The organism is Flavobacterium sediminilitoris (assembly GCF_023008245.1).
Lineage (GTDB): Bacteria > Bacteroidota > Bacteroidia > Flavobacteriales > Flavobacteriaceae > Flavobacterium > Flavobacterium sediminilitoris.
In genome coordinates this window covers 175376-201426 of the sequence record NZ_CP090145.1, presented here as the reverse complement: position 1 = coordinate 201426, position 26051 = coordinate 175376, and the positions used below count along the sequence as shown (strand labels likewise).

General features: G+C 32.0%; 37 protein-coding genes. All 37 read left to right on the top strand.

What is annotated here, in order from left to right; genetic code table 11:
• The first annotated feature begins 224 nt into the window (after positions 1-224).
• The 37 genes from rpsL to LXD69_RS00825 all read left to right on the top strand — a co-directional run bounded on the left by rpsL (position 225) and on the right by LXD69_RS00825 (position 25964).
• A complete protein-coding gene (gene rpsL, locus LXD69_RS01005) occupies positions 225-632 on the top strand; it encodes a 30S ribosomal protein S12 (protein ID WP_045968445.1) in 408 nt (135 codons plus the stop codon).
• 25 nt (positions 633-657) lie between these two features.
• On the top strand, positions 658-1134 hold the full coding sequence (gene rpsG, locus LXD69_RS01000; RefSeq protein ID WP_045968443.1) for a 30S ribosomal protein S7: 477 nt from the start codon (positions 658-660) through the stop codon (positions 1132-1134).
• Positions 1135-1151: 17 nt separating this feature from the next.
• Positions 1152-3308 (top strand): elongation factor G, encoded by a 2157-nt coding sequence (gene fusA / locus LXD69_RS00995; RefSeq protein ID WP_045968441.1) that lies wholly within the window; start codon positions 1152-1154, stop codon positions 3306-3308.
• Positions 3309-3318: 10 nt separating this feature from the next.
• The gene (gene rpsJ, locus LXD69_RS00990; RefSeq protein WP_045968439.1) at positions 3319-3624 is read left to right on the top strand and encodes a 30S ribosomal protein S10; all 306 of its coding nucleotides are present in this window, start codon (positions 3319-3321) and stop codon (positions 3622-3624) included.
• A gap of 233 nt (positions 3625-3857) precedes the next feature.
• Positions 3858-4475 (top strand): 50S ribosomal protein L3, encoded by a 618-nt coding sequence (gene rplC, locus LXD69_RS00985; protein WP_246916740.1) that lies wholly within the window; start codon positions 3858-3860, stop codon positions 4473-4475.
• Positions 4475-5104 carry a 50S ribosomal protein L4 gene (gene rplD, locus LXD69_RS00980; RefSeq protein WP_045968436.1) on the top strand — a complete coding sequence of 210 codons (630 nt, stop codon included), beginning with the start codon at positions 4475-4477 and terminating at the stop codon, positions 5102-5104. The genes rplC and rplD overlap by 1 nt, the downstream gene beginning before the upstream one ends.
• A gap of 7 nt (positions 5105-5111) precedes the next feature.
• Entirely contained in the window at positions 5112-5402 is a 291-nt protein-coding gene (gene rplW, locus LXD69_RS00975) for a 50S ribosomal protein L23 (protein WP_045968434.1), read from the top strand.
• 6 nt (positions 5403-5408) lie between these two features.
• On the top strand, positions 5409-6233 hold the full coding sequence (gene rplB / locus LXD69_RS00970; RefSeq protein WP_045968432.1) for a 50S ribosomal protein L2: 825 nt from the start codon (positions 5409-5411) through the stop codon (positions 6231-6233).
• A 10-nt stretch (positions 6234-6243) separates the two neighbouring features.
• Positions 6244-6522, top strand: a complete 279-nt coding sequence (rpsS, locus tag LXD69_RS00965; protein WP_045968430.1) for a 30S ribosomal protein S19 — start codon at positions 6244-6246, stop codon at positions 6520-6522.
• 9 nt (positions 6523-6531) lie between these two features.
• The gene (rplV, locus tag LXD69_RS00960; RefSeq protein ID WP_045968428.1) at positions 6532-6942 is read left to right on the top strand and encodes a 50S ribosomal protein L22; all 411 of its coding nucleotides are present in this window, start codon (positions 6532-6534) and stop codon (positions 6940-6942) included.
• An 8-nt stretch (positions 6943-6950) separates the two neighbouring features.
• Positions 6951-7673, top strand: a complete 723-nt coding sequence (gene rpsC / locus LXD69_RS00955; protein WP_045968426.1) for a 30S ribosomal protein S3 — start codon at positions 6951-6953, stop codon at positions 7671-7673.
• A 19-nt stretch (positions 7674-7692) separates the two neighbouring features.
• Positions 7693-8112, top strand: a complete 420-nt coding sequence (gene rplP / locus LXD69_RS00950) for a 50S ribosomal protein L16 (protein WP_045968424.1) — start codon at positions 7693-7695, stop codon at positions 8110-8112.
• A 12-nt stretch (positions 8113-8124) separates the two neighbouring features.
• Positions 8125-8316, top strand: coding sequence for a 50S ribosomal protein L29 (gene rpmC, locus LXD69_RS00945; RefSeq protein WP_045968423.1), 192 nt, complete (start codon positions 8125-8127; stop codon positions 8314-8316).
• A 17-nt stretch (positions 8317-8333) separates the two neighbouring features.
• Entirely contained in the window at positions 8334-8591 is a 258-nt protein-coding gene (gene rpsQ / locus LXD69_RS00940; RefSeq protein WP_045968420.1) for a 30S ribosomal protein S17, read from the top strand.
• A gap of 2 nt (positions 8592-8593) precedes the next feature.
• Positions 8594-8962: a 50S ribosomal protein L14 gene (gene rplN, locus LXD69_RS00935; protein ID WP_007803649.1), complete on the top strand. Its 369-nt coding sequence runs from the start codon at positions 8594-8596 to the stop codon at positions 8960-8962.
• Between the two features lie 11 nt (positions 8963-8973).
• Positions 8974-9288, top strand: a complete 315-nt coding sequence (gene rplX / locus LXD69_RS00930; protein WP_246918913.1) for a 50S ribosomal protein L24 — start codon at positions 8974-8976, stop codon at positions 9286-9288.
• A 2-nt stretch (positions 9289-9290) separates the two neighbouring features.
• Positions 9291-9842, top strand: coding sequence for a 50S ribosomal protein L5 (gene rplE, locus LXD69_RS00925; RefSeq protein WP_045968416.1), 552 nt, complete (start codon positions 9291-9293; stop codon positions 9840-9842).
• 3 nt (positions 9843-9845) lie between these two features.
• Positions 9846-10115, top strand: coding sequence for a 30S ribosomal protein S14 (gene rpsN, locus LXD69_RS00920; RefSeq protein ID WP_045968415.1), 270 nt, complete (start codon positions 9846-9848; stop codon positions 10113-10115).
• A gap of 71 nt (positions 10116-10186) precedes the next feature.
• On the top strand, positions 10187-10585 hold the full coding sequence (gene rpsH, locus LXD69_RS00915; protein ID WP_045968414.1) for a 30S ribosomal protein S8: 399 nt from the start codon (positions 10187-10189) through the stop codon (positions 10583-10585).
• Between the two features lie 16 nt (positions 10586-10601).
• Positions 10602-11144 (top strand): 50S ribosomal protein L6, encoded by a 543-nt coding sequence (rplF, locus tag LXD69_RS00910; RefSeq protein ID WP_045968412.1) that lies wholly within the window; start codon positions 10602-10604, stop codon positions 11142-11144.
• Positions 11145-11155: 11 nt separating this feature from the next.
• On the top strand, positions 11156-11506 hold the full coding sequence (gene rplR, locus LXD69_RS00905; protein ID WP_045968410.1) for a 50S ribosomal protein L18: 351 nt from the start codon (positions 11156-11158) through the stop codon (positions 11504-11506).
• 6 nt (positions 11507-11512) lie between these two features.
• A complete protein-coding gene (gene rpsE, locus LXD69_RS00900; protein ID WP_045968408.1) occupies positions 11513-12037 on the top strand; it encodes a 30S ribosomal protein S5 in 525 nt (174 codons plus the stop codon).
• 12 nt (positions 12038-12049) lie between these two features.
• Entirely contained in the window at positions 12050-12232 is a 183-nt protein-coding gene (rpmD, locus tag LXD69_RS00895) for a 50S ribosomal protein L30 (protein ID WP_045968406.1), read from the top strand.
• An 11-nt stretch (positions 12233-12243) separates the two neighbouring features.
• On the top strand, positions 12244-12696 hold the full coding sequence (gene rplO / locus LXD69_RS00890) for a 50S ribosomal protein L15 (protein ID WP_045968404.1): 453 nt from the start codon (positions 12244-12246) through the stop codon (positions 12694-12696).
• 13 nt (positions 12697-12709) lie between these two features.
• Positions 12710-14056 (top strand): preprotein translocase subunit SecY, encoded by a 1347-nt coding sequence (gene secY / locus LXD69_RS00885; protein WP_045968402.1) that lies wholly within the window; start codon positions 12710-12712, stop codon positions 14054-14056.
• 5 nt (positions 14057-14061) lie between these two features.
• Complete coding sequence (infA, locus tag LXD69_RS00880) at positions 14062-14277, top strand: translation initiation factor IF-1 (protein ID WP_045968400.1); 216 nt, start codon at positions 14062-14064, stop codon at positions 14275-14277.
• 11 nt (positions 14278-14288) lie between these two features.
• The gene (gene ykgO / locus LXD69_RS00875) at positions 14289-14405 is read left to right on the top strand and encodes a type B 50S ribosomal protein L36 (RefSeq protein WP_002987490.1); all 117 of its coding nucleotides are present in this window, start codon (positions 14289-14291) and stop codon (positions 14403-14405) included.
• 2 nt (positions 14406-14407) lie between these two features.
• On the top strand, positions 14408-14782 hold the full coding sequence (gene rpsM / locus LXD69_RS00870; RefSeq protein ID WP_045968397.1) for a 30S ribosomal protein S13: 375 nt from the start codon (positions 14408-14410) through the stop codon (positions 14780-14782).
• Positions 14783-14794: 12 nt separating this feature from the next.
• Positions 14795-15178, top strand: coding sequence for a 30S ribosomal protein S11 (rpsK, locus tag LXD69_RS00865; protein WP_045968395.1), 384 nt, complete (start codon positions 14795-14797; stop codon positions 15176-15178).
• A 90-nt stretch (positions 15179-15268) separates the two neighbouring features.
• Positions 15269-15874 (top strand): 30S ribosomal protein S4, encoded by a 606-nt coding sequence (gene rpsD, locus LXD69_RS00860; protein ID WP_045968393.1) that lies wholly within the window; start codon positions 15269-15271, stop codon positions 15872-15874.
• 20 nt (positions 15875-15894) lie between these two features.
• Positions 15895-16887 (top strand): DNA-directed RNA polymerase subunit alpha, encoded by a 993-nt coding sequence (locus tag LXD69_RS00855; protein ID WP_045968391.1) that lies wholly within the window; start codon positions 15895-15897, stop codon positions 16885-16887.
• 61 nt (positions 16888-16948) lie between these two features.
• Positions 16949-17431 (top strand): 50S ribosomal protein L17, encoded by a 483-nt coding sequence (gene rplQ / locus LXD69_RS00850; protein WP_246916737.1) that lies wholly within the window; start codon positions 16949-16951, stop codon positions 17429-17431.
• A gap of 112 nt (positions 17432-17543) precedes the next feature.
• On the top strand, positions 17544-18653 hold the full coding sequence (carA, locus tag LXD69_RS00845; RefSeq protein WP_246916735.1) for a glutamine-hydrolyzing carbamoyl-phosphate synthase small subunit: 1110 nt from the start codon (positions 17544-17546) through the stop codon (positions 18651-18653).
• 101 nt (positions 18654-18754) lie between these two features.
• Positions 18755-20047 (top strand): phosphopyruvate hydratase, encoded by a 1293-nt coding sequence (gene eno / locus LXD69_RS00840; RefSeq protein ID WP_246916732.1) that lies wholly within the window; start codon positions 18755-18757, stop codon positions 20045-20047.
• Positions 20048-20212: 165 nt separating this feature from the next.
• Positions 20213-22177: a tetratricopeptide repeat-containing sensor histidine kinase gene (locus tag LXD69_RS00835; RefSeq protein WP_246916729.1), complete on the top strand. Its 1965-nt coding sequence runs from the start codon at positions 20213-20215 to the stop codon at positions 22175-22177.
• Positions 22178-22199: 22 nt separating this feature from the next.
• Entirely contained in the window at positions 22200-22961 is a 762-nt protein-coding gene (locus tag LXD69_RS00830; RefSeq protein WP_246916726.1) for a LytR/AlgR family response regulator transcription factor, read from the top strand.
• Between the two features lie 87 nt (positions 22962-23048).
• The gene (locus tag LXD69_RS00825; RefSeq protein ID WP_246916723.1) at positions 23049-25964 is read left to right on the top strand and encodes a T9SS type A sorting domain-containing protein; all 2916 of its coding nucleotides are present in this window, start codon (positions 23049-23051) and stop codon (positions 25962-25964) included.
• The last annotated feature ends 87 nt before the right edge of the window (positions 25965-26051 follow it).

Here is a 26051-nt window from a genome sequence, read left to right as displayed (position 1 = left end):
AAAATAAATTTCATTCTAAGCACATGTAGATGTTGATTTTTATGTTTTTTAGAGGAGTGTTGTAGTTTTAGAATAATAGATTAGTGTTCTAGTGGAAGGTTGCTATGTGTTGATAATGTTGAAAATAAATAAATTAGATTTGTTTTGTAATAAATAATGACTACATTTGCAGCCCCTAAAAAGTGTTAGGGAGTTAAATTTATTAGTAATAATTATAAACAATTATGCCAACAATTCAACAATTAGTAAGAACTGGAAGAGCCAAAATAACTAAGAAGAGTAAATCGGCTGCTTTAGATTCTTGTCCTCAAAGAAGAGGGGTTTGTACGCGTGTTTATACCACAACACCAAAAAAACCAAACTCGGCAATGCGTAAAGTTGCTCGTGTTCGTTTAACAAATGGTAATGAGGTAAATGCTTACATTCCTGGAGAAGGACACAATCTACAAGAGCACTCGATAGTATTAGTTAGAGGTGGAAGAGTAAAAGATTTACCAGGTGTGCGTTACCACATCGTTCGTGGAGCATTAGATACTGCAGGTGTTGCAGGTAGAACACAACGTAGATCTAAGTATGGAGCAAAACGTCCAAAACCAGGACAAGCTGCAGCAACAACTGGAAAGAAAAAGTAATTTAAAAATCTTTTAAAGAAAAGACATGAGAAAAAGAGCGGCCAAAAAAAGACCCCTTTTACCAGATCCAAAATTTAACGATCAGTTAGTAACGCGTTTTGTGAATAACTTAATGTGGGATGGTAAAAAATCAACAGCTTTTAAAGTTTTTTATGATGCATTAGATATCGTAGAGGCTAAAAAGCAAGATGCAGAAAAGACTGCGTTAGAAATTTGGAAAGATGCATTAACAAATGTTATGCCTCACGTAGAAGTGCGTTCACGTAGAGTGGGTGGAGCTACATTTCAAATTCCAATGCAAATTCGTCCAGATAGAAAAATTTCATATTCTATGAAATGGATGATTCTTTATGCGAGAAGAAGAAATGAAAAATCGATGGCTAATAAGTTGGCTTCTGAAATTTTAGCTGCGGCTAAAGAAGAAGGTGCTGCGGTTAAGAAAAGAATGGATACTCATAAAATGGCAGAAGCTAATAAAGCTTTCTCTCACTTTAGATTTTAATTCATAAAATATTAGAAATGGCTAGAGATTTAAAATATACTAGAAATATTGGAATTGCAGCTCATATTGATGCTGGTAAAACAACAACAACAGAGCGTATCCTATTTTACACTGGAAAATCACATAAAATTGGTGAAGTACACGATGGTGCTGCAACAATGGACTGGATGGCACAAGAACAAGAAAGAGGTATTACTATTACTTCTGCTGCGACAACTTGTGAGTGGAATTTTCCAACTGAACAAGGTAAGGTTTTACCTGAATCACAAGCATATCACTTTAATATTATTGATACTCCTGGACACGTTGACTTTACTGTAGAGGTAAATCGTTCTTTACGTGTATTAGATGGTTTGGTTTTCTTATTTAGTGCTGTTGATGGTGTTGAGCCTCAATCTGAAACTAACTGGAGACTTGCTGATCAATATAGAGTACCTCGTATGGGGTTTGTTAATAAGATGGACCGTCAAGGGTCTAACTTTTTAGCTGTTTGTGATCAAGTTAAAGATATGTTGAAATCAAATGCGGTTGCGATTACATTGCCAATTGGAGAGGAAAATGATTTTAGAGGAGTTGTTGACTTAGTGAAAAATCAAGCTATTGTATGGCATGATGAAACACAAGGGGCTACTTTTGATATTATTGATATTCCTGCTGATATGGTTGATGATGTGAAGCATTATCGTTCAATTCTTATCGAAGAGATTGCTACTTATGATGAAAATCTTTTAGATAAGTATATGGAGGATGAAAACTCTATTACAGAGGATGAAATTAACAAAGCATTGCGTGCTGCTACTATCGATATGGCTATCATTCCTATGATTGCAGGTTCTTCTTTTAAAAATAAAGGAGTACAATTTATGTTAGATGCTGTGTGTAAATATTTGCCTTCTCCGATGGATAAAGAAGGTATTGAAGGTATTCATCCTGATGATCAAGATTTATTAGAAGAAGATCAAAAGAAAATTTTACGTCGTCCTGATCCGAAAGAGCCATTTGCTGCTCTTGCATTTAAAATTGCTACCGATCCTTATGTTGGTCGTTTAGCTTTCTTCCGTGCTTATTCGGGTCGTTTGGATGCTGGTTCTTATATTTTGAACACACGTTCAGGGAATAAGGAAAGAATTTCGCGTATTTATCAAATGCATGCTAACAAGCAAAATCCAATCGAATATATTGAGGCTGGAGATATTGGAGCTGCTGTAGGATTTAAAGATATCAAGACTGGAGATACAATGTGTGATGAAAAACATCCAATTATTCTTGAGTCAATGAAATTCCCTGATCCAGTAATCGGTATTGCGATTGAGCCTAAAACAAAAGCTGACGTGGATAAAATGGGTATGGCTTTAGCTAAATTAGCTGAAGAAGATCCAACATTTACAGTTAGAACAGATGAAGCTTCTGGTCAAACCATTATTTCAGGTATGGGTGAGCTACACTTGGATATCTTAGTTGATCGTATGAAACGTGAATTTAAGGTTGAAGTGAATCAAGGTGAGCCTCAAGTTGAATATAAAGAAGCATTTACAAGATTGGCTAATCATAGAGAGGTTTATAAAAAGCAATCAGGAGGTCGTGGTAAATTTGGAGATATTGTATTTACATTAGAGCCTGCTGAAGAAGTGGATGGTAAAGTTCCAATGGGATTACAGTTTGTTAATGCTGTAAAAGGAGGAAATGTTCCTAAGGAGTATATTCCGGCTGTTGAGAAAGGTTTCCGTGAGGCAATGAAGACTGGACCATTAGCTGGTTATGCTGTGGATAGTTTAAAAGTTACTTTAACGGACGGATCTTTCCACCCTGTGGATTCTGATGCATTATCTTTTGAATTAGCTGCTAAATTAGGGTATAAAGAAGTGGCGAAAGCTGCTGGAGCTGTTATTCTTGAGCCTATCATGAAAATTGAAGTTATTACTCCTGAAGAAAACATGGGTGATATTGTTGGAGATTTGAACCGTCGTAGAGGTCAAGTTAATGACATGGGTGATAGAAATGGTGCAAAAACAATTAAAGCTGATGTGCCATTATCTGAAATGTTTGGATATGTTACTACTTTAAGAACTTTATCTTCAGGTAGAGCAACTTCAACAATGGAATTTTCACATTATGCTGAAACTCCTTCTAATATTTCAGAAGAAGTTATTAAGAAAGCTAAAGGTAACGCTTAATTTTAAGAAAATGAGTCAAAAAATTAGAATAAAACTAAAATCATACGATCATAATTTAGTAGATAAATCTGCTGAAAAAATCGTTAAGACTGTAAAAAGTACAGGTGCTGTAGTTACTGGGCCTATCCCATTACCTACAAATAAAAAAATCTTTACTGTTTTACGTTCTCCTCACGTAAATAAAAAATCAAGAGAACAATTCGAATTAAGTTCGTATAAGAGATTGTTAGATATCTATAGTTCTTCTTCAAAGACTATTGATGCTTTGATGAAATTGGAATTGCCAAGTGGAGTTGAAGTAGAGATTAAAGTATAATTTCTTAACTGCTTAGCAGTATAAATATTAAAAACCGTTTGTAATTTAAAATTGCAACGGTTTTTTTAATATCTCTCAATTAAAAAGGTTATGTTTTTTGTTAAAAATAAACATAACTAATTATTTTTGCGAGAATTAAAAAATAATTATATATTTGCACCCTCAAAATGAGGATTGTGCATATATGTTGTTATATGTAAAAAAAATGAGTTTAATTAATTAATTAGTTTTATATGTCTGGGTTAATCGGAAGAAAAATTGGCATGACTAGCATCTTTGATGAGAACGGGAAGAATATTCCTTGTACTGTAATTGAAGCTGGTCCATGTGTAGTTACCCAAGTCAGAACCGATGAGGTTGACGGGTATAGTGCTCTTCAACTTGGTTTCGATGACAAAACTGAAAAGCATACAGTTAAAGCAGAAGAAGGTCACTTCAAGAAAGCTGGAACAGTAGCTAAGAAGAGAGTTGTTGAGTTCAAGTATTTTGAAGAAGAACACAAATTAGGTGAAGTTCTTACAGTGGATTTATTTACTGAAGGAGAATTTGTAGATGTTCAAGGAGTGTCTAAAGGTAAAGGTTTTCAAGGGGTTGTTAAACGTCACGGATTTGGTGGTGTTGGTCAAGCAACTCATGGTCAACATAACCGTTTAAGAGCGCCGGGTTCTGTAGGTGCATCGTCTTATCCTTCTAGAGTATTCAAAGGAATGCGTATGGCTGGAAGAACGGGAGGAGAGAATGTTACAATTCAAAATCTTAAAGTTTTAAAAGTTGTTGCTGACAAAAATCTTTTAGTTGTTAAAGGATGTGTGCCAGGGCATAAAAACTCTTATGTAATCATTCAGAAGTAATGGAAGTAAAAGTATTAGATTTTAACGGAAAAGATACTGGAAGAAAAGTACAACTTTCTGATTCAGTATTCGCAATCGAACCAAATAATCACGCGGTTTATCTTGATGTTAAGCAGTATTTAGCAAATCAAAGGCAAGGTACTCATAAAGCTAAAGAGAGAGCAGAAGTTGCTGGAAGTACGCGTAAGATTAAGAAACAAAAAGGAACAGGAACTGCTCGTGCAGGTAGTGCTAAGAATCCTTTATTTAAAGGAGGAGGTACTGTTTTTGGACCTAGACCAAGAAGTTATTCATTTAAATTGAATAAAAACTTGAAAAGATTAGCTAGAAAATCTGCTTTATCATTAAAAGCAAAAGAGTCTAGTTTGATTGTTTTAGAAGACTTTACATTTGAAACTCCAAATACTAAAAATTTCATTAATGTGTTGAAAGCTTTAGGATTAGATAATAAAAAATCTTTATTTGTGTTGGGAGATATAAATAAAAATGTATATTTGTCGTCACGTAATTTAAAAACCTCTAAGGTTGTAACTTCTTCAGAATTAAGTACTTATGCAGTTTTAAATGCAAATAGTTTAGTTGTTTTGGAAGGTGCTTTAGCTGGAATTGAAGATAATTTAAGTAAATAATAAGGTTATGAGTATCATTATTAAGCCAATTATAACTGAAAAAATAACTAAAGATGGTGAGCTTTTTAACCGTTTTGGTTTTGTAGTTGATAAAAAAGCAAATAAAATTCAAATCAAAAATGCAGTTGAAGCTGTGTATGGTGTGAATGTTGTTGCTGTTAATACTATGAATTATAGAGCGGATAGAAGTGTAAAATACACTAAAAGTGGTTTGATCAGTGGAAAAACAAACGCATATAAGAAAGCGGTTGTTCAAGTACAAGAAGGAGAAACAATAGATTTTTATAATAATATCTAATAGAAAATGTCAGTTAGAAAATTAAAACCTATTACCCCAGGTCAGCGTTTTAGAGTTGTTAATAGCTTTGACACTATTACAACTGATAAGCCGGAGCGTTCATTGATCGCACCGAAAAAAAACTCTGGAGGTAGAAATAGTCAAGGAAAGATGACCATGCGTTATGTTGGTGGTGGTCACAAACAAAAATATCGTATAATAGACTTTAAAAGAACTAAAGTTGGTGTTCCAGCTGTAGTTAAAACTATTGAATATGATCCAAATCGTTCAGCTTTTATTTCATTATTAGCGTATGCAGATGGAGCTAAAACTTACATCATCGCTCAAAATGGTTTAGAAGTTGGGCAAACTGTAGTTTCTGGTGCTGATGCTTCTCCAGAGATTGGAAATGCATTGCCTTTAAGTAAAATTCCTCTAGGTACTGTGATTTCATGTATCGAATTAAGACCAGGTCAAGGAGCTGTTATTGCTCGTTCTGCAGGAACTTTTGCTCAGTTAATGGCAAGAGATGGTAAGTACGCAACAATTAAAATGCCTTCTGGAGAAACAAGATTAATCTTGTTAACTTGTTCGGCAACAATTGGTGCAGTATCAAATTCTGATCATCAATTAGTTGTGTCAGGTAAAGCTGGTAGATCTAGATGGTTAGGTAGAAGACCTAGAACAAGACCAGTAGCAATGAACCCTGTTGATCATCCAATGGGTGGTGGTGAAGGACGTTCGTCAGGAGGTCATCCACGTTCGAGAAAAGGTTTACCTGCTAAAGGTTATAGAACTCGTTCTAAGGTTAACCCGAGTAATAAGTATATTGTAGAACGTAGAAAGAAATAATTAGATAGACATGGCACGTTCATTAAAAAAAGGACCTTATGTTCACTATAAATTAGAGAAAAAAGTTCAAGAAAATATAGAGAAAGATAATAAAGCTGTTATCAAAACTTGGTCAAGAGCTTCAATGATTACTCCAGATTTTGTTGGGCAAACTATTGCAGTGCATAATGGTCGTCAATTTGTACCTGTTTACGTTACTGAAAACATGGTAGGTCATAAATTAGGAGAATTTTCGCCAACTAGATCTTTTAGAGGTCATGCTGGTGCAAAAAATAAAGGTAAAAAATAATAAGAAGCTATGGGAGTTCGTAAAAGAGAAAGAGCAGAGCAGATTAAAGAAGCAAAAACACAAGTTGCGTTTGCTAAGTTAAATAACTGCCCTACTTCACCTAGAAAAATGCGCATTGTAGCAGATTTAGTTAGAGGTCAGAAGGTAGAATTAGCTCTTAATATATTAAGATTTAATAGTAAAGAAGCTTCTAGAAAATTAGAAAAACTGTTATTATCTGCGATAAATAATTATCAACAGAAAAATGCAGATGCTAGTTTAGAAGAAGCAGGCTTATTTGTAAAAGAGATTAGAGTTGATGGTGGTGCGATGTTAAAAAGACTTCGTCCAGCTCCTCAAGGTCGTGCACATAGAATTAGAAAGCGTTCTAATCACGTTACAATCGTGTTAGGATCAAATAATAACACACAAAGCAATTAATAAACAGTATGGGACAAAAGACAAATCCAATTGGAAATAGACTTGGTATCATCAGAGGATGGGACTCAAACTGGTATGGAGGAAATGATTATGGTGATAAAATCGCTGAAGATTTTAAAATCAGAAAATATATCCATGCGCGTTTATCAAAAGCGAGTGTATCAAAAGTAATAATCGAGAGAACTTTAAAACTTGTAACCGTTACTATCACTACTGCTAGACCTGGTATTATTATCGGAAAAGGTGGGCAAGAGGTAGATAAGTTGAAAGAAGAACTTAAGAAAATTACTGATAAGGAAATTCAAATCAATATTTTTGAAATCAAGAGACCTGAATTAGATGCGTATCTTGTAGCAAACAGTATTGCTCGTCAGATTGAAAGTAGAATCTCTTATAGAAGAGCTATTAAAATGGCGATTGCTGCTGCAATGAGAATGAATGCTGAAGGAATTAAAGTTTTAATTTCAGGTCGTTTGAATGGTGCTGAAATGGCACGTTCAGAAGGTTTTAAAGATGGAAGAATTCCATTATCAACTTTCAGAGCTGACATCGATTATGCATTAGCTGAAGCTCATACTACTTATGGTAGAATGGGAATCAAAGTATGGATAATGAAAGGTGAGGTTTACGGTAAGAGAGATCTTTCTCCGTTAGTAGGTATGGATAAACAAAAATCCAAATCTTCAGGATCATCTGGAAAAGGTAAACCAAATGCACGCAAAAGAAAGTAATTTTTTAAATTAAAGAAAAATGTTACAGCCTAAAAGAACAAAATACCGTAAGGTACAAAAGGGTAAAATGAAAGGTGTATCTCAAAGAGGTCACGAACTTTCTAATGGAATGTTTGGAATTAAATCTTTAGATTCAACTTTCATTACTTCTCGTCAAATTGAGGCAGCTCGTATTGCTGCTACTCGTTTTATGAAAAGAGAAGGACAGTTATGGATTAAAATATTTCCAGATAAGCCTATTACAAAGAAACCACTTGAAGTACGTATGGGTAAAGGTAAAGGTGCAGTTGAGTATTGGGCTGCAGTTGTGAAACCTGGAAGAATCATGTTTGAAGTTGGAGGAGTGCCTCTTTCTGTTGCAAAAGAAGCTTTACGTCTTGCTGCACAAAAACTTCCAGTTAAAACTAAGTTTGTTGTTGCTAGAGATTTCGAAGCATAATCAAAAAATATTATGAAACAATCAGAAATAAAAAATCTATCTGCAGCTGAGTTACAAGAAAAACTTAGTGAGTTAAAGAGAACGTATGCTGACTTAAAAACAGCTCATACTATTTCTCCAATTGAGAACCCTCTTCAAATAAGAACTATTAGAAGAGCTGTTGCTAGAGTTGCAACAGAGATAACTAAAAGAGAGTTACAATAATTGTATTCTGCTGAAAGATGGAAAAAAGAAATTTAAGAAAAGAAAGAGTTGGTGTTGTTACTAGCAATAAAATGGAGAAATCTATTGTTGTTTCTGAAACAAGAAGAGTAAAACACCCTTTATACGGTAAGTTCGTGTTGAAAACTAAAAAATATGTTGCACACGACGAAACAAACGACTGTAATATTGGAGATACTGTAAAGATCATGGAAACAAGACCTTTAAGTAAATCTAAATGTTGGAGATTAGTTGAAATCATTGAAAGAGCGAAATAATTATGGTACAACAAGAATCAAGATTAAAAGTAGCAGATAACACGGGAGCTAAAGAAGTTTTAACTATCCGTGTTTTAGGAGGAACGAAACGTCGTTATGCCTCTGTTGGAGATAAAATTGTAGTTTCTATTAAAGATGCAACGCCAAACGGAAACGTGAAAAAGGGTGCTGTTTCAACTGCAGTTGTTGTACGTACTAAAAAAGAAGTGAGAAGAGCTGATGGATCTTACATCCGTTTTGACGATAACGCATGTGTATTGTTAAACGCTGCAGGTGAAATGAGAGGTACTCGTGTTTTTGGTCCGGTTGCCAGAGAACTTCGTGAAAAACAATTCATGAAAATTGTATCATTAGCACCAGAGGTGCTTTAATTCTATAAATGATGACAAAGCTAAAAATTAAATCTGGAGACGTAGTAAAAGTAATCGCTGGTGACCACAAAGGTTCTGAAGGTGCTGTATTACGCGTTATCCGTGACAAAAATAAAGCGGTAGTTGAAGGTGTGAACATGGTTTCTAAACATACGAAACCAAGTGCGAAAAACCCTCAAGGTGGTATCGTTAAGAAAGAAGCTCCTATTCATATTTCTAATTTATCATTAATTGATCCAAAATCAAAATCAATTACTAAGGTAGGTTTTAAACAAGAAGGAGATAAGAAAGTAAGGTTTTCAAAAAAATCTAATCAAGTATTATAGTAATGGCTTATATACCTAGATTAAAAGAAGAATATAAGAGTAGAGTGATCTCTGCTCTTACAGAAGAGTTCGGTTACAAAAATGTAATGCAAGTTCCTAAACTTGAAAAAATTGTTGTAAGCCGCGGTGTTGGTGCAGCTGTGTCAGATAAGAAATTAGTTGATTATGCTGTAGAAGAAATGACGAAAATTACTGGTCAAAAAGCAGTTTCTACAATCTCTAAAAAAGATGTTGCATCTTTTAAATTGAGAAAAGGAATGCCTATTGGTGCTAAAGTAACTTTACGTGGTGAAAGAATGTATGAGTTCTTAGACAGATTGATTACATCTTCATTACCACGTGTAAGAGACTTCAATGGTATTAAGTCTACAGGTTTTGACGGAAGAGGTAATTATAACCTAGGAGTTTTAGAGCAAATCATTTTCCCAGAAATTGATATTGATAAAATTAATAAAATTTCTGGTTTTGATATTACTTTTGTAACTTCGGCAAATACAGATAAAGAAGCAAAATCATTATTAGCGGAATTAGGTTTACCTTTTAAAAAGAATTAAGATATGGCTAAAGAATCAATGAAAGCCCGTGAGGCGAAAAGAGAAGCGTTAGTAACTAAATATGCTGAAAAAAGAAAAGCTTTGAAAGAAGCTGGAGATTATGAAGCATTACAAAAATTACCTAAAAATGCATCTCCAGTTCGTTTACACAATCGTTGTAAGTTAACAGGAAGACCAAGAGGTTATATGCGTCAATTTGGTATTTCTCGTGTTACTTTCCGTGAAATGGCTAACCAAGGATTAATTCCAGGGGTTAAAAAAGCAAGCTGGTAATAAAAAATTTTAATTGGTTTCAGGTTCGCTAGAATAGTTCTAGCGAAAACCAAAACCGCAAATTCATACATATGTATACAGATCCTATTGCAGATTTTCTTACGAGAGTTAGAAATGCAGTTAGAGCAAATCACAAAGTAGTTGAGATTCCTGCTTCTAACTTGAAAAAAGAAATCACAAAGATTTTATTTGATCAAGGATATATTTTAAGTTACAAATTTGATGATAGTGGTGTTCAAGGCACTATTAAAATCGCTCTGAAGTACGACAAAGAAACTAAAGAGTCAGTAATTAAAGATATCCAAAGAATTAGTAAACCAGGTTTACGTAAATATGCTGGCTCTACTAAATTACCAAGAATATTAAACGGTTTAGGTGTTGCAATTGTTTCAACTTCTAAAGGAGTAATGACAGGTAAGCAAGCTAAACAGCTTAATGTTGGTGGAGAAGTAATTTGTTACGTATATTAATAATAAAGACGAAAGAATGTCAAGAATAGGTAAAAATCCAGTTGCAATTCCAGCAGGAGTAACCGTAGAGGTTAAAGATGCTGTAATTACAGTTAAAGGAAAATTAGGCGAGCTTTCTCAGGAATTTTCTGATGTTACAGTCAAAGTAGAAGATAACCAAGTTATCGTTGAACGTTCATCAGATCATAAGAATGAAAGAGCGAAACATGGACTTTATCGTTCTCTTATAAACAATATGATTATAGGAGTTTCAGAAGGTTTTACAAAACAATTAGAATTAGTTGGTGTAGGTTATAGAGCTTCTAATCAAGGACAAAAACTTGATTTGGCTGTAGGTTTTTCACACAACATAGTTTTGGAAGTTGTTCCAGAAGTTATTGTAGAAACAATCTCTGAAAAAGGTAAAAATCCAATAGTGAAATTATCATCATTTGACAAACAATTATTAGGTCAAGTATCTGCAAAAATCAGATCTTTCCGTAAGCCTGAACCATATAAAGGAAAAGGTATTAAGTTTGTAGGTGAAGTATTAAGAAGAAAAGCAGGTAAATCAGCTTAAAAATTAAGACTATGTCATTAACAAAAAGTGAAAGAAGACAAAGAATAAAATTCAGAATCAGAAAGATTGTTAGCGGTACTGCTGCGCAACCTAGGTTGTCTGTATTTAGATCTAATAAAGAAATCTATGCTCAAGTCATAGATGACGTAAACGGTGTTACATTAGTTGCTGCATCTTCTCGTGAAAAAGAAGTAACTAGAGGTACAAATGTAGAAACTGCAAATGCAGTTGGAAAATTAGTAGCTGAAAGAGCTCTTAAAGCTGGTATTACGAACATCTCTTTTGATAGAGGAGGGTATTTATATCATGGACGTATTAAATCATTAGCTGAAGGTGCTAGAGAAGCAGGACTTAAATTCTAATAAATTATGTATCAAAAATATAAAAATGTAGAACTAGTAAAACCAAGTGGTCTTGAATTAAAAGATCGTTTGGTTAGTGTAAATCGTGTTACTAAAGTTACTAAAGGTGGTAGAGCATTTGGTTTCTCTGCTATCGTAGTAGTAGGTGATGAAAGTGGTGTTGTAGGTCATGGATTAGGAAAGTCTAAAGATGTTTCTGAAGCTATTGCTAAGGCAGTAGAAGATGCAAAGAAAAATCTTGTGAGAATTCCATTGAACAGTGCTACTGTACCTCACGAACAAAAAGGAAAATTTGGTGGTGCTAGAGTGTTTTTAATGCCTGCATCTCATGGTACTGGAGTAATTGCTGGTGGTGCTGTGCGTGCTGTCCTAGAATCAGTTGGTGTACATGATGTATTATCAAAATCTCAAGGTTCATCTAATCCTCATAACGTTGTTAAAGCTACTTTTGATGCTTTGTTACAGATGAGAAGTGCTGTTACTGTTGCTAAACAAAGAGGAATTTCTCTAGATAAAGTATTTAAAAGTTAAAATCCAAGGAAAATGGCAAAAATTTTAGTAAAACAAGTTAAAAGTAAAATCAATTGTCCTGAGACACAAAAAAGAACTTTAGAATCTTTAGGTCTTCGTAAATTAGGACAAGTTGTTGAGCATGACGCAAGTCCTGCTGTCCTTGGAATGGTAAATAAAGTTAAACACTTAGTTTCTGTTGAAGAAACTAAATAATAATATTCGTTATGAATTTAAGTAACTTACAACCAGCTGAAGGTTCAGTTCACAACCAAAATAAGAGATTAGGTAGAGGAGAAGGTTCTGGTAAAGGTGGTACCGCTGCAAGAGGTCACAAAGGAGCAAAATCTCGTTCTGGTTATTCAAAGAAAATTGGTTTTGAAGGAGGGCAAATGCCTCTTCAAAGACGTGTACCTAAGTTTGGTTTTAAAAATATTAATAGAGTTGAATACCAAGGTGTAAATCTTGATACTATTCAATCATTAGTAGATAATGGTTTGATTACTGATACATTAGATTTGTCAGTAATTATTGATAATCGTTTAGCTACAAAGAATAGCTTAGTAAAGATTTTAGGAAGAGGTGAGCTAAAAGCTAAACTTAAAGTAAGTGCTCACAAATTTACAGCTACTGCAAAGGCCGCTATCGAAGCAGCTGGTGGAGAAGTTGTAACTTTATAACCTTTTTAGTACAATGAAGAAATTTATAGATTCATTTATCAATGTATGGAAAATAGAAGAGTTAAAAAATAGAATTTTTTTAACCCTAGGGTTGTTACTAGTGTACCGTTTTGGTGCACAAGTAACACTTCCAGGTATTGATGCAACTAAATTAGGAAATCTTACTGACCAAACTGATGGTGGTATTGGTTGGTTAATAAATGTATTTACAGGAGGTGCTTTTTCGCAAGCTTCTGTATTCGCATTGGGTATTATGCCATATATTTCTGCTTCAATTGTAGTTCAATTAATGGGAATTGCGGTTCCTTATTTACAAAAACTACAAAAAGATGGAGAAAGTGGTAGAAAGAAAATCAACCAAATTACTAGATGGCTAACAATCTTAATTACATTAGTACAAGGACCAGGTTATATATATAATTTATATAAAACTCTGCCTGCTGATGCATTTTTATTAGGTGTTAGTTCTTTTTCATTCTTGTTCTCTTCTGTTCTTATTTTAGTAACAGGAACAATATTTGCAATGTGGTTAGGTGAAAAAATTACTGATAAAGGTATTGGTAATGGTATTTCATTATTAATCATGGTAGGAATTATTGCAAGAATGCCACAATCTTTTATTCAAGAAATTAGTTCAAGAACGACTCAAGCAAATGGAGGAGTGATGATGATTGTCTTAGAAGTAGTTTTGTGGTTTTTGGTTATTATTGCCTGTATACTTTTAGTTATGGCGGTAAGAAAAATTCCTGTTCAATATGCAAGGAGAACTGTTTCTGGTGATTTTGAACAAGATATGATGGGTTCTAGACAGTTTATACCTTTGAAGTTAAATGCTTCGGGTGTAATGCCTATTATTTTTGCTCAGGCTATTATGTTTATTCCTGCTGCGGTTTCGGGTCTTGCGAAAGATTCTGAAACAGCTCAATCATTGGCTGGTCAATTTAATGATCCATTTGGATTAGTATATAATATAGTATTTGCTTTGTTAATTATAATTTTTACGTATTTTTACACCGCAATTACTGTACCGACTAATAAAATGGCTGATGATTTGAAAAGAAGTGGAGGCTTTATACCTGGTATTAGACCAGGAGTCGAAACGGGTGATTATTTAGATAAGATTATGTCATTAATAACTTTTCCGGGTTCATTATTCTTAGCTTTAATAGCGGTTTTTCCTGCTGTTGTAGTTAGTTTATTGAATGTTCAAGGTGCATGGGGTTATTTTTATGGAGGAACTTCTTTATTAATCATGGTAGGAGTAGCAATTGATACTATTCAACAAATAAACTCTTATTTATTGAATAAGCATTATGATGGCTTGATGAAGAGTGGTAAAAATAGAAAAGCAGTAGCTTAATATTTATGGCAAAACAATCAGCAATAGAACAAGACGGAACAATCGTAGAAGCATTATCAAATGCTATGTTCCGTGTAGAGTTAGAAAATGGACATGTTGTAATTGCTCATATTTCTGGTAAAATGCGAATGCATTATATTAAATTATTACCAGGAGATAAGGTGAAACTTGAAATGAGTCCTTACGATTTAACAAAAGCAAGAATTACATATAGATACTAAAAGCTAGTAAAATGAAAGTAAGAGCATCAGTAAAAAAGAGAAGTGCCGAGTGCATTATAGTACGTAGAAAAGGAAGATTATACGTGATTAACAAAAAGAATCCTAGATTTAAACAAAGACAAGGATAATTATGGCAAGAATTGCAGGGGTAGATATACCTAAACAGAAAAGAGGAGTTATTGCTTTGACCTATATATTTGGTATCGGCAGTAGCAGAGCTAAAGAAATTTTAGCTAAAGCTCAAGTTAGTGAAGATAAAAAAGTTCAAGATTGGAATGATGACGAAATTAGCGGAATTCGTGATGCTGTTTCTTACTTCAAAATTGAAGGTGAATTACGTTCAGAAATTCAATTAAACATCAAACGTTTAATGGATATTGGATGTCAAAGGGGTATTCGTCATAGAGCTGGACTTCCATTAAGAGGTCAAAGAACTAAAAACAACTCTAGAACTAGAAAAGGTAAAAGAAAAACTGTTGCTAACAAGAAAAAAGCAACTAAATAATAAGTAAATAATATGGCTAAGGCAACAACAAAAAAACGTAAAGTTATCGTTGAATCTACAGGAGAAGCGCATATTAATGCTACATTTAATAACATCATTATTTCTTTGACTAACAAAAAAGGTGAAGTTATTTCTTGGTCTTCAGCTGGTAAAATGGGCTTCAGGGGTTCTAAAAAGAATACTCCATATGCAGCTCAAATGGCAGCAGAAGATTGTGCGAAAGTAGCACTTGAAGCTGGACTTAAAAAAGTTAAAGTTTACGTTAAAGGACCTGGAAATGGTAGAGAATCAGCTATTCGTTCAATTCACAATGGTGGTATTGAAGTTTCTGAAATTATCGACGTTACTCCAATTCCTCATAATGGATGTAGACCTCCAAAAAGAAGAAGAGTTTAATATTTATTAAGTATAACCAAGGTAGATTAACGATTATCGAAGGATATATGACCTGAATTCATAATCACTACCTTATATTAATTTTTTATAATGGCAAGATATACTGGTCCAAAAACTAAAATTGCTCGTAAATTTGGCGAAGCAATATTCGGAGATGATAAAGCCTTCGAAAAAAGAAATTACCCTCCAGGGCAACATGGTTTAGCAAAGAAAAGAGGTAAGAAATCTGAATATGCTGTTCAATTAATGGAAAAGCAAAAAGCTAAATATACTTATGGTATATTAGAGCGTCAATTCAGAAACTTATTTGAAAAAGCTTCTGCTGCTTCTGGTGTAACAGGTGAAATTTTACTTCAATTATGTGAGGCTCGTTTAGATAACGTTGTATATAGAATGGGTATCGCTCCTTCTCGTAGAGCTGCTCGTCAAATTGTATCTCACAGACATATTACTGTAAATGGTGAATTGGTAAATGTTCCTTCATACCATTTAAAAGCTGGAGATAAAGTAGCAGTTCGTGAAAAATCTAAATCTCTTGAAGCTATTGAAAGATCTTTATCTAACTCTTCTCAAGTATATGAGTGGATTACTTGGAATAATGATACAAAAGAAGGTACTTTTGTTTCTGTTCCTCAAAGACTTCAAATTCCAGAAAATATTAAAGAGCAACTAATCGTTGAGTTGTATAACAAATAATAATTGACTTTAGTCGAAATATGGCATTATTTAATTTTCAAAAGCCCGATAAAGTTATCATGATCGATTCAACCGATTTTGAAGGTAAATTTGAATTTAGACCTTTAGAACCTGGTTACGGATTGACAGTTGGTAATGCATTAAGAAGAGTTTTACTTTCTTCTCTAGAAGGATACGCTATTACGTCTGTAAGAATAGAAGGTGTAGAACATGAGTTCTCAACTATTTCTGGTGTAGTAGAAGATGTTACAGAGATTATCTTAAATTTAAAGCAAGTTCGTTTTAAAAGACAAATTGAAGACGTAGATAATGAGTCTGTTTCAATTTCTATTTCTGGAAAAGAGCAAATTACAGCAGGTGATTTTCAAAAATTCATCTCAGGTTTTCAGGTGTTAAACCCTGATTTAGTAATTTGTAACTTAGAAAGCAAAACAACTATCAATATGGAACTTTCTATCGAAAAAGGTAGAGGATATGTTCCTGCTGAAGAAAACAAAAAAGCTAACGCACCTATTGGTACTATCTTTACAGATTCTATTTATACTCCTGTAAAAAATGTTAAGTATGCAATAGAAAACTTCCGTGTTGAGCAAAAAACTGATTATGAAAAATTAGTTTTTGAAATCATTACAGACGGTTCTATTCATCCAAAAGATGCATTAACTGAAGCAGCTAAAACGTTGATTCACCATTTTATGTTATTTTCAGATGAGAGAATTACACTTGAGGCTGATGAAATTGCTCAAACTGAATCTTATGATGAAGAATCTTTACACATGAGACAGTTGTTAAAAACTAAACTTGTGGATATGGATTTATCTGTTAGAGCATTAAATTGTTTAAAAGCGGCTGAAGTAGATACATTAGGGGACTTAGTTTCTTTCAATAAAAATGACTTAATGAAATTCCGTAACTTCGGTAAAAAATCTTTAACAGAGCTTGATGAATTAGTAGCTGCTAAAGGTCTTAACTTCGGTATGGATTTAAGTAAATATAAATTAGATAAAGAATAAATTACTTCATATTTTGCTCTCCAAAGCGGATTGCAGCAAGATGAAGGCTAAATAGAAAGTCATGAGACACGGAAAAAAATTCAATCACTTAAGTAGACAAACAGGACATAGAAAAGCTATGTTAGCTAATATGGCTTGTTCCTTAATAGAGCATAAACGTATTAACACTACTGTTGCTAAAGCTAAAGCTTTAAAACAATTTGTTGAGCCGTTAGTAACAAAATCAAAAGAAGATACTACTCACAATAGACGTATCGTTTTCTCTTATTTAAGAAGTAAGTATGCCGTTACTGAACTTTTCAGAGACGTAGCAGCTAAAGTTGGTGACCGTCCAGGAGGATACACTCGTATCATCAAGTTAGGTAACCGTTTAGGAGATAACGCTGATATGGCAATGATTGAGTTAGTTGACTACAATGACTTGTACACAGCGGGTAAAAAAGAAGCTAAGAAAACTACTCGTCGTAGTAGAGCAAAAAAAGTTGAAGGATCTACTGAAACTGCAGCTGCTGAAACTTCTGAAAATACTGAAGCTACAGAATAATCATGATATATATGATTACATATAAAAAAGGATAAACATTTGTTTATCCTTTTTTTATATACTCTATTTTCATTTTTTTAATTTAAATTTGCAAAATCAACAACGCAACACAATGAAATATATTAATCGTACTCAAGCGGTATTATTATTAAAGGATGGAACCATATTCTATGGTAAATCAATTGGTATAGAAGGGACAACTTTTGGAGAAGTTGCTTTTAATACAGGAACAACAGGTTATCAAGAAATTTTTACAGACCCTTCTTACTTTGGCCAAATAATGGTTACTACAAATGCTCACATTGGTAATTATGGAGTAAATGATGAAGAAGTAGAATCCAATGGGGTTAAAATTTCTGGATTAGTTTGTAAAAATTTTAGTTTCAACTATTCTAGAGATAAAGGAACAGAAAGCTTATTCGATTATTTTCAAAAACAAAACTTAATCGTTATTTCTGATGTAGATACTAGAGCTTTAGTAAGTTATATTCGTGATAACGGCGCTATGAATGCTATAATTTCTACTGATAATACACCTATTGAAGAATTAAAAAAGAGATTAGTTGATGTGCCAGATATGCATGGTTTAGAGCTAGCCTCAAAGGTGTCTACTAAAGATCCTTATTTTTTTGGTAATGAAAACGCTAAATATAAAGTATCAGCTTTAGATTTAGGGATTAAAACTAATATACTTCGAAATTTAGCTAAAAGAGACTGTTACATCAAAGTATTTCCTTTTGATGCAACATTTAGCGATTTAGAATCTTTTAACCCTGATGGTTATTTTTTATCTAATGGACCTGGAGATCCAGAACCATTAGAAAGTGCACAACAAGTTGCTCGTGAAATTCTAGCTAAAAACAAACCTCTTTTCGGAATTTGTTTAGGTCATCAGGTAATTGCTTTAGCAAATGGAATTAATACCTATAAAATGTTTAATGGACATAGAGGAATTAATCATCCTGTAAAAAACTTAATCACTGGTAAAGGTGAAATTACATCGCAAAATCATGGTTTTGCGGTAGTTAAAGAAGATTTAGAGAAACATCCAGATTTTGAATTGACTCATGAACATTTAAATGATGGAACTGTTGCAGGAATGAGAATGAAAAATAAAAATTGTTTTTCAGTACAATATCATCCAGAAGCAAGTCCTGGACCGCATGATTCTTCTTATTTATTTGACCAATTTATCGAAAATATTGAATCTTCACTTAACTAAAACGTTATCGTTTATAAGTTTTCTAAATTTATAAACGATACAACTTTATAACCTTTATTTTTGTCTTATTAGACATAATAACAATTTAAAAAAGTATAAGAATGAGCATGATTATAAAAGTTCACGCGAGACAAATATTAGATTCACGTGGAAACCCAACAATTGAAGTTGATGTAATTACTGATAATGGAATATTAGGTAGAGCTGCTGTACCAAGTGGCGCTTCAACTGGTGAGCATGAAGCGGTTGAATTGCGAGATGGAGGCAAAGCTTATATGGGGAAAGGAGTTTTAAAAGCAGTAGAAAATGTAAATATTAAAATTGCTTCTGAAATTGTTGGGATGTCTGTTTTTGAACAAAATGCAATTGATAAAGCCATGATTGATTTAGATGGAACATCAAATAAATCTAGTCTGGGAGCTAATGCAATTTTAGGTGTTTCTTTAGCTGTTGCAAAAGCTGCTGCAAATGAATTAGGATTGCCTTTATATAGATATGTAGGAGGAGTTTCTGGGAACACATTACCAGTTCCAATGATGAATATTATTAATGGAGGTTCACATTCTGATGCTCCTATTGCATTTCAAGAATTTATGATTATGCCAGTTAAAGCAAAGTCATTTACTCATGCTATGCAAATGGGGACAGAAATTTTTCATAATCTGAAGAAAGTTTTGCATGATAGGAATCTTTCTACTGCTGTTGGTGATGAAGGTGGTTTTGCTCCAAATTTGCCAGGAGGAACAGAAGATGCTTTAGATTCAATAAAATTAGCAGTTGAAAATGCAGGATATACTTTTGGTGATGATATTATGATTGCTCTTGATTGTGCTGCCGCAGAATTTTATGTAGATGGGAAATATGATTATTCAAAATTTGAAGGTGCTACTGGGAAAGTAAGAACATCCGCAGAACAAGTTGACTATTTAGCAGAACTAGTTGCTAAATATCCAATTATTTCTATTGAAGATGGAATGGATGAAAACGATTGGGAAGGATGGAAATTGTTAACTGAAAAAATTGGAAATAAAGTACAATTAGTAGGAGATGATTTATTTGTAACTAATGTACAAAGACTTTCTAGAGGAATTAATGAAGGAATTGCAAATTCCATTTTAATTAAAGTAAATCAAATAGGAACTTTAACTGAGACAATTGCGGCTGTTAATATGGCTCACAATGCAGGATATACATCTGTAATGAGTCATCGTTCAGGAGAAACAGAAGACAATACTATTGCTGACTTAGCAGTGGCCTTAAACTGTGGACAAATAAAAACAGGTTCGGCTTCACGTTCTGATCGTATGGCAAAATACAATCAGTTATTACGTATAGAAGAAGAATTAGCAGATGTAGCTTATTTCCCAGGATTAAAAGCTTTTAAAGTGAAATAATAGTTATATTATAAAATATAATACAAACAACCCTTTTTGAATCTTAGGTTCAGAAAGGGTTGTTTTTTTGAAAATGATTTAAATTCTCAGTCAAAATAGTCAAATACTCATTTACAAGTATAAACTAAAAAGTAAATACTACATTTGTTTATCAATCATTTTAAGATGAAGAAAAAAATAATAGTATCTCTTTTTTTGTTAGTTTCAATTGTTATTCAAGCACAAGATAAAGTGATGGATAGCTTACAGAATAGTCTAAAAAACACGAAAAATGATATTGATAGGACTAAATTATTAAATGCAATTTCTGATCGATTTAAATATTCTGATCCTGAGGAGATGGTTAATTATGCAAATAAAGCCATACAATTAGCTCAAAAAATAAAATTTAGAACAGAAGAAGGTAACGCATTATTAAATATTGGAAATTCTAATATTATACAAGGAAATTATGCAGAAGCCATCCGTTTTTTTGTCCAAGCAAAAGAAATTTTTGAAGAAGAAAATCAATCAGATACAAATCAAAGAGAAATACAATTTGGTTTAGCAAAAGCTTACGGTAGCTTAGGAATTGTTTTTTCTGAACAAAGTAATTATGCAAAAGCACTTCAATATTATTTAAAATCAGTAAAAATCTATGAAACCTTGAAAGATGAAATTCATCAAGGAAAATTATATAATAATATTGGTGTAGTATATAAATCACAACATTCAGATTTTAAAGCATTAGAATATTTTGTTAAGGCAAATAAAATTCAAGAAAAATATGGAGATATAAATTCAGGAATTACATTAACTAATATTGCAAATATTTATCTAAATCAGAAAGATTTTGACAGCGCATTAGAGTACTATGATTTAGCAAAAGTCAGTTTAGATAAAAATCCTAATCCTAGAGCTTTAGGAGAATGGTATAATAATATAGGATTGTACTATAAAGACAAAAAATATTTTGATAAGGCAATAGAGTCTTGGAGAAATGCTATTGTTATTTTCCAAAGTATAGATGATAAATTTGGTTTGGCGGATACTTATATTTTTTTAAGTCAATTTTTTCTAGAAGAAAACGATTTAGACAAAGCATTATTTAATGCTAATGAAGCTCTTAAGTTAGCGAATGAAATTAAAGTTTTAGAACAACAAGCTATTTCACAAAAGATGTTGAGTGAGATTTATCAAAAGAAAAACAACCCTAATCTAGCATTAACTCATTTTCAAAAGTATAGTGCTGTTAAGGACAGTTTAACTAATGAAGAAAGTATTAGAAAATCTATTGAATCATCAATGAATTATGAGTTTGAAAAACGAGAACTTATTCAAAAAGAAGAAAATGAGAAAAGGGAATTATTGCTAAAAGAAGAAGCGAAGCAATTTAAAATGAAATTGCTTTACATTGGACTAATTGTTTTATTATTGATAGGTATAGGATTTCTTATTTATAATAGAATGCAACTCAAAAAAACACTAACACTTCAAAAAGAATTAGCCGAGTACGAACAAAAAGCACTGCATTTACAAATGAATCCTCATTTTGTATTCAATTGTTTAGGTTCAATTTCAAGTTTTATAGTACAAAACGGAACAGATTCGGCAATAAAGTACTTGTCAAAATTTTCAAAATTAATGAGATTAACTCTTGAATATTCAAAAGAATCATTAATTCCTATTGATAAAGAAATTGAAAGTTTACAAAATTATTTAGAGTTAGAACAACTAAGATTTAATCACAAATTTAATTTTAGTATTAATAAAAGTGAAGACATTGAAGATGATGTAGCACTTCCTCCTTTATTAATTCAGCCATTTATTGAAAATGCTATTCTACACGGTGTAATTCCAAAAAGAGAAATGGGAACAATTGATATTGCATTTCTATTAGAAAATGAATCCTTGATTTGCACGATTTTAGATGACGGAATTGGAATTAATAAATCAAAATTAAATAAAGAAAATTTAGTTTTAGCTCACAAATCAATGGCATTAGATATTATTAAAAAGCGATTGGAAATGATAACATCATCTACAAATAAAAAAGCAATAATGACAATTGAAGAAATAGTAGATAATCAAGAAATAAAAGGAACTAAAGTAGTTTTAAATTTACCAATACAATATATCAATAGAGGTTAATAAATAAAAGAAGCAATTAAAAATGATAACAGCAGTACTTGTAGACGACGATAAGAACTTAAGAGATGGAATGAAAGGTTTATTAGTTCGTTTTGCACCAAATATAAAAATAATTGGAGAAGCAGACAGCGTTGAAACAGGCATAGAAACTATAAGTAAATTAAAACCTCAAGTTGTTTTTTTAGATATTCAATTAAATGATGGAACAGGCTTTGATATTTTGGAGCAATTGGCTTTAAAAAACGGAACAATTAAATCAAATATTGTTTTTATTACAGCCCATGAACAATATGCTATAAAAGCTTTTCGATTTAGTGCTTTAGACTTCTTATTAAAACCAGTAGATCCAGATGATTTGCAAAAAGTGATTTTAAAAATTGAAGCTGTTCTTGAAAAAAACAATAATTACGATCATATAGATTTACTATTGGAAAATATCCGTAGAAAAGTAGATAATTTCAAAAGAATTGCGCTTTCAACTTCAGATGGGATTCATCTTTTTGAAATTAATGATATTATTCGATGTGAAAGCGAAGATAATTATACCCGATTTCATATAAAAAACACAAAATCTGTATTGATTTCTAAGACTTTAAAAGAATATGAAGAATTATTAACAGAACATGGATTTGAAAGAATACACCAATCACATTTAATTAATTTGGCATATTTAAAATCATATATTAAGAAAGATGGAGGCTATGTAGTCATGGCAGATAATAGCAATTTACCCATTTCGCAGCGTAAAAAAGAACGATTGCAAGAAATTTTAAAAACAATCTAACGAATTCTAATTTAGAAGCTTCGTTTACTCAATTACTAACACAAAAAACAAACATTACAATTAAATTTATATAAAAATACAATAATCATGAAAAAAATAATACTCTTATTGCTTTTTATAACGGGAACGTTGTATGCACAACCACCTATTAATACACCTTCTAATTATGTAGTTTGTGAAAGTGGTAATTCAAATTTTGGATTATTTGATTTGACATCTAAGAATGCTGAAATATTAGGATCGCTCAATCCTAATCTTTATACTGTTACTTATTATGAGTATTCTAATGATGCTCAAAATGGAGTAAACCCAATACAAAATCCAAATCAATTTATAGCTAATAATGTATATGACTCAATTACGATTAGAGTTCATGAAAATGCAAACCCTTCTAATTTTGCTATAACGTATTTACAATTGATTACAAATTATGGACCAACAATATCTCAGTCGCCAAATATGACTGTTTTTGAAGATCCAAATGATAATGTAGCCATTTTTGATTTAACACAACAAATTCCTCGACTTGTAGGAAATCAAACAAATTTGAATGTTACATTTTATTTATCAGAATTAGATGCTATAGCTAATACTAATGAATTAATAGGAGTTACTTCTTATACTAATATTTCAAATCCTCAAGCAATATATGCTAGAGTAGAAAATATTAACACTGGTTGTTATGAAATTGCAGATTTTGAATTAATTGTAAGTCTTGAAGGAATAGTAAATATACCAGATGCTAATTTGAAAGCAAAATTATTAGCAGCAGATGAAAACAACTCGATTGCTTCAAATGTAAATCCAAATAATTCAACAACATGGAATATATATACAAAAATAGATACTAATGAAGATGGTGAAATTCAATTTTCAGAAGCAGCAGCAATTATACATTTAAATGTTTCAGGAAGCTCACCAACAAATGGAGGAATACAAAATTTGCAAGGATTAGAATCATTCTATAATCTAAGTTATTTTAATTGTGGTTATAATCAATTAACAACTATAGATTTGAGTGTTTTGCCCAATTTAAAATATTTTCATAGTACTAATAATGATATCACAAGTTTAGGTTTGACAAACTGTAATACTCTGGAAGTTTTAAATTGTGATTATAATCAATTAGCAAATATAGATGTAAGTCAATGTCCAAATTTGACCAATTTAAATGTTCGTAATAATGAATTAACAAGTCTAAATCTAGACAATAATCATCAAATAACAAGTATTTCTGCTTTCAATAATAACTTAACAAACTTTGAATTGCAAAATAAAAACTTTGTAAGAACATTACATATTGGGTTTAATCAGTTAACTAGTTTGCAATTGACAAATCTACCAATACTATATAGAGTTCAAGCTCAAAATAATGATTTGTCGAGTGTTGATTTTTCAACAATAGCATTTCAAACAGAACCAAATAATTTACCAGCAGCAAACCTTTTGGATATATCGGTAAATAACAATGTCAATTTAACGTTTATAAATCTTAAAAACGGGTTTACTAACCCAGAAGTAGATTTATCATCAGGAAATCTAAACAATACATTACAATTTATATGTATGGATGAAGATGATGTTGTAGGCTATTTTTTTACAACTCCAAATCCAGTAATAAACACATATTGTTCTTTCACACCAGGAGGAGACTACAACACAATTACAGGATTAGTACAATTTGATGATGATAATGATGGTTGTGATAATTCAGACAGTTTTGTACCTTATTTAGGATTTGAAGTAAACATAGATGCAGTAACAACAAATTCATATGTATATTCAAACACTATAGGGAATTATAGCTTATTTACAAATCAAACAGGAACCTATTCATTAATTCCAAATTTTGAAAACCCAAGTATCTATACTATTACACCTATTTCAGCAGAAGTTCCTTTTCCTGTAATAGATAATAGTGTTGTTACCCAAAATTTTTGTGTCTCAGCTAATGGAGTACATCCCGATTTAGAAATTGTTATTGCTCCAATTGTTCCAGCACGACCAGGCTTTGAAGCAGTTTACAAAATAGTTTACAAGAACAAAGGAAATCAAACATTATCACAGTTATATGGAATTAATTTCTTTTATAATCACAATTTAATGAACTTTGTTTCTACTTCAATTCCAACATCTACTGTAGGATTAGGCTCTTTATCTTGGGATTATGCCGATTTAAAACCTTTTGAAAGTAGAAGTATCTATGTAACTTTTAACATCAATTCGCCTACAGATCCTAATCCAGTAAATATTGATGATGTACTACAATTAACTGCTTCAATTATGCCACAAAGTGGTGATATAAACACAATGGATAATCTTTTTCAGTTTAACCAAACAGTAGTGGGTTCATTTGATCCAAATGACATTAGCTGTATAGAAGGAGAAATAGTATCACCAACTATGATAGGCGAATATTTACATTATATAATAAATTTTGAAAACACAGGAAACTATCAAGCAGAAAACATAGTTGTAAAAATTGAAGTTAATCCAGAAGATTTCGATATTAAAACATTACAATTATTAAATGCTTCCCATAATCTAGATGTAAGAATAAAAGATAACATTATAGAATTAATCTTTCAGGCTATTTATTTAGATACAGGTGGACATGGAAATATCTTATTGAAGATAAAAACAAAAGATAATTTAGTAACAACAGACATAGTAACAAACAAAGCGGCTATTTATTTTGATTATAATGCGCCTATTGAAACCAATTTAGCAAATACGACTTTTGAAACACTAAGTAGCGCTATTGTTACAATGGACAGTTCTATTCAAATATATCCAAATCCATCAAACAGTATCGTAAATATTAAAAGTAACACAACTATAGAATCAATAGAAGTTTACGATATAAATGGAAGATTAATTGTTGTGAAAATGTTGGATGATCAAATCACAACAATGAATATCTCAGATTTTGAAACAGGAATTTACATCTTGAAAATTAAATCTGAAAAAGGAGAAAAAGTTGAAAAATTAATAAAGGATTAGTTGTTGAGAATATGTTAAGTAATTAACCTGATGATTTTTTTAAATTGTCAGGTTTTTTTGTTTAATCTATTTTTGTTTTATTGTTAA

Coding starts and splice junctions, on each gene's coding strand:
- rpsL (WP_045968445.1), top strand. CDS start 225: ATGCCAACAATTCAACAATTAGTAAGAACTGGAAGAGCCAAAATAACT.
- rpsG (WP_045968443.1), top strand. CDS start 658: ATGAGAAAAAGAGCGGCCAAAAAAAGACCCCTTTTACCAGATCCAAAA.
- fusA (WP_045968441.1), top strand. CDS start 1,152: ATGGCTAGAGATTTAAAATATACTAGAAATATTGGAATTGCAGCTCAT.
- rpsJ (WP_045968439.1), top strand. CDS start 3,319: ATGAGTCAAAAAATTAGAATAAAACTAAAATCATACGATCATAATTTA.
- rplC (WP_246916740.1), top strand. CDS start 3,858: ATGTCTGGGTTAATCGGAAGAAAAATTGGCATGACTAGCATCTTTGAT.
- rplD (WP_045968436.1), top strand. CDS start 4,475: ATGGAAGTAAAAGTATTAGATTTTAACGGAAAAGATACTGGAAGAAAA.
- rplW (WP_045968434.1), top strand. CDS start 5,112: ATGAGTATCATTATTAAGCCAATTATAACTGAAAAAATAACTAAAGAT.
- rplB (WP_045968432.1), top strand. CDS start 5,409: ATGTCAGTTAGAAAATTAAAACCTATTACCCCAGGTCAGCGTTTTAGA.
- rpsS (WP_045968430.1), top strand. CDS start 6,244: ATGGCACGTTCATTAAAAAAAGGACCTTATGTTCACTATAAATTAGAG.
- rplV (WP_045968428.1), top strand. CDS start 6,532: ATGGGAGTTCGTAAAAGAGAAAGAGCAGAGCAGATTAAAGAAGCAAAA.
- rpsC (WP_045968426.1), top strand. CDS start 6,951: ATGGGACAAAAGACAAATCCAATTGGAAATAGACTTGGTATCATCAGA.
- rplP (WP_045968424.1), top strand. CDS start 7,693: ATGTTACAGCCTAAAAGAACAAAATACCGTAAGGTACAAAAGGGTAAA.
- rpmC (WP_045968423.1), top strand. CDS start 8,125: ATGAAACAATCAGAAATAAAAAATCTATCTGCAGCTGAGTTACAAGAA.
- rpsQ (WP_045968420.1), top strand. CDS start 8,334: ATGGAAAAAAGAAATTTAAGAAAAGAAAGAGTTGGTGTTGTTACTAGC.
- rplN (WP_007803649.1), top strand. CDS start 8,594: ATGGTACAACAAGAATCAAGATTAAAAGTAGCAGATAACACGGGAGCT.
- rplX (WP_246918913.1), top strand. CDS start 8,974: ATGACAAAGCTAAAAATTAAATCTGGAGACGTAGTAAAAGTAATCGCT.
- rplE (WP_045968416.1), top strand. CDS start 9,291: ATGGCTTATATACCTAGATTAAAAGAAGAATATAAGAGTAGAGTGATC.
- rpsN (WP_045968415.1), top strand. CDS start 9,846: ATGGCTAAAGAATCAATGAAAGCCCGTGAGGCGAAAAGAGAAGCGTTA.
- rpsH (WP_045968414.1), top strand. CDS start 10,187: ATGTATACAGATCCTATTGCAGATTTTCTTACGAGAGTTAGAAATGCA.
- rplF (WP_045968412.1), top strand. CDS start 10,602: ATGTCAAGAATAGGTAAAAATCCAGTTGCAATTCCAGCAGGAGTAACC.
- rplR (WP_045968410.1), top strand. CDS start 11,156: ATGTCATTAACAAAAAGTGAAAGAAGACAAAGAATAAAATTCAGAATC.
- rpsE (WP_045968408.1), top strand. CDS start 11,513: ATGTATCAAAAATATAAAAATGTAGAACTAGTAAAACCAAGTGGTCTT.
- rpmD (WP_045968406.1), top strand. CDS start 12,050: ATGGCAAAAATTTTAGTAAAACAAGTTAAAAGTAAAATCAATTGTCCT.
- rplO (WP_045968404.1), top strand. CDS start 12,244: ATGAATTTAAGTAACTTACAACCAGCTGAAGGTTCAGTTCACAACCAA.
- secY (WP_045968402.1), top strand. CDS start 12,710: ATGAAGAAATTTATAGATTCATTTATCAATGTATGGAAAATAGAAGAG.
- infA (WP_045968400.1), top strand. CDS start 14,062: ATGGCAAAACAATCAGCAATAGAACAAGACGGAACAATCGTAGAAGCA.
- ykgO (WP_002987490.1), top strand. CDS start 14,289: ATGAAAGTAAGAGCATCAGTAAAAAAGAGAAGTGCCGAGTGCATTATA.
- rpsM (WP_045968397.1), top strand. CDS start 14,408: ATGGCAAGAATTGCAGGGGTAGATATACCTAAACAGAAAAGAGGAGTT.
- rpsK (WP_045968395.1), top strand. CDS start 14,795: ATGGCTAAGGCAACAACAAAAAAACGTAAAGTTATCGTTGAATCTACA.
- rpsD (WP_045968393.1), top strand. CDS start 15,269: ATGGCAAGATATACTGGTCCAAAAACTAAAATTGCTCGTAAATTTGGC.
- LXD69_RS00855 (WP_045968391.1), top strand. CDS start 15,895: ATGGCATTATTTAATTTTCAAAAGCCCGATAAAGTTATCATGATCGAT.
- rplQ (WP_246916737.1), top strand. CDS start 16,949: ATGAGACACGGAAAAAAATTCAATCACTTAAGTAGACAAACAGGACAT.
- carA (WP_246916735.1), top strand. CDS start 17,544: ATGAAATATATTAATCGTACTCAAGCGGTATTATTATTAAAGGATGGA.
- eno (WP_246916732.1), top strand. CDS start 18,755: ATGAGCATGATTATAAAAGTTCACGCGAGACAAATATTAGATTCACGT.
- LXD69_RS00835 (WP_246916729.1), top strand. CDS start 20,213: ATGAAGAAAAAAATAATAGTATCTCTTTTTTTGTTAGTTTCAATTGTT.
- LXD69_RS00830 (WP_246916726.1), top strand. CDS start 22,200: ATGATAACAGCAGTACTTGTAGACGACGATAAGAACTTAAGAGATGGA.
- LXD69_RS00825 (WP_246916723.1), top strand. CDS start 23,049: ATGAAAAAAATAATACTCTTATTGCTTTTTATAACGGGAACGTTGTAT.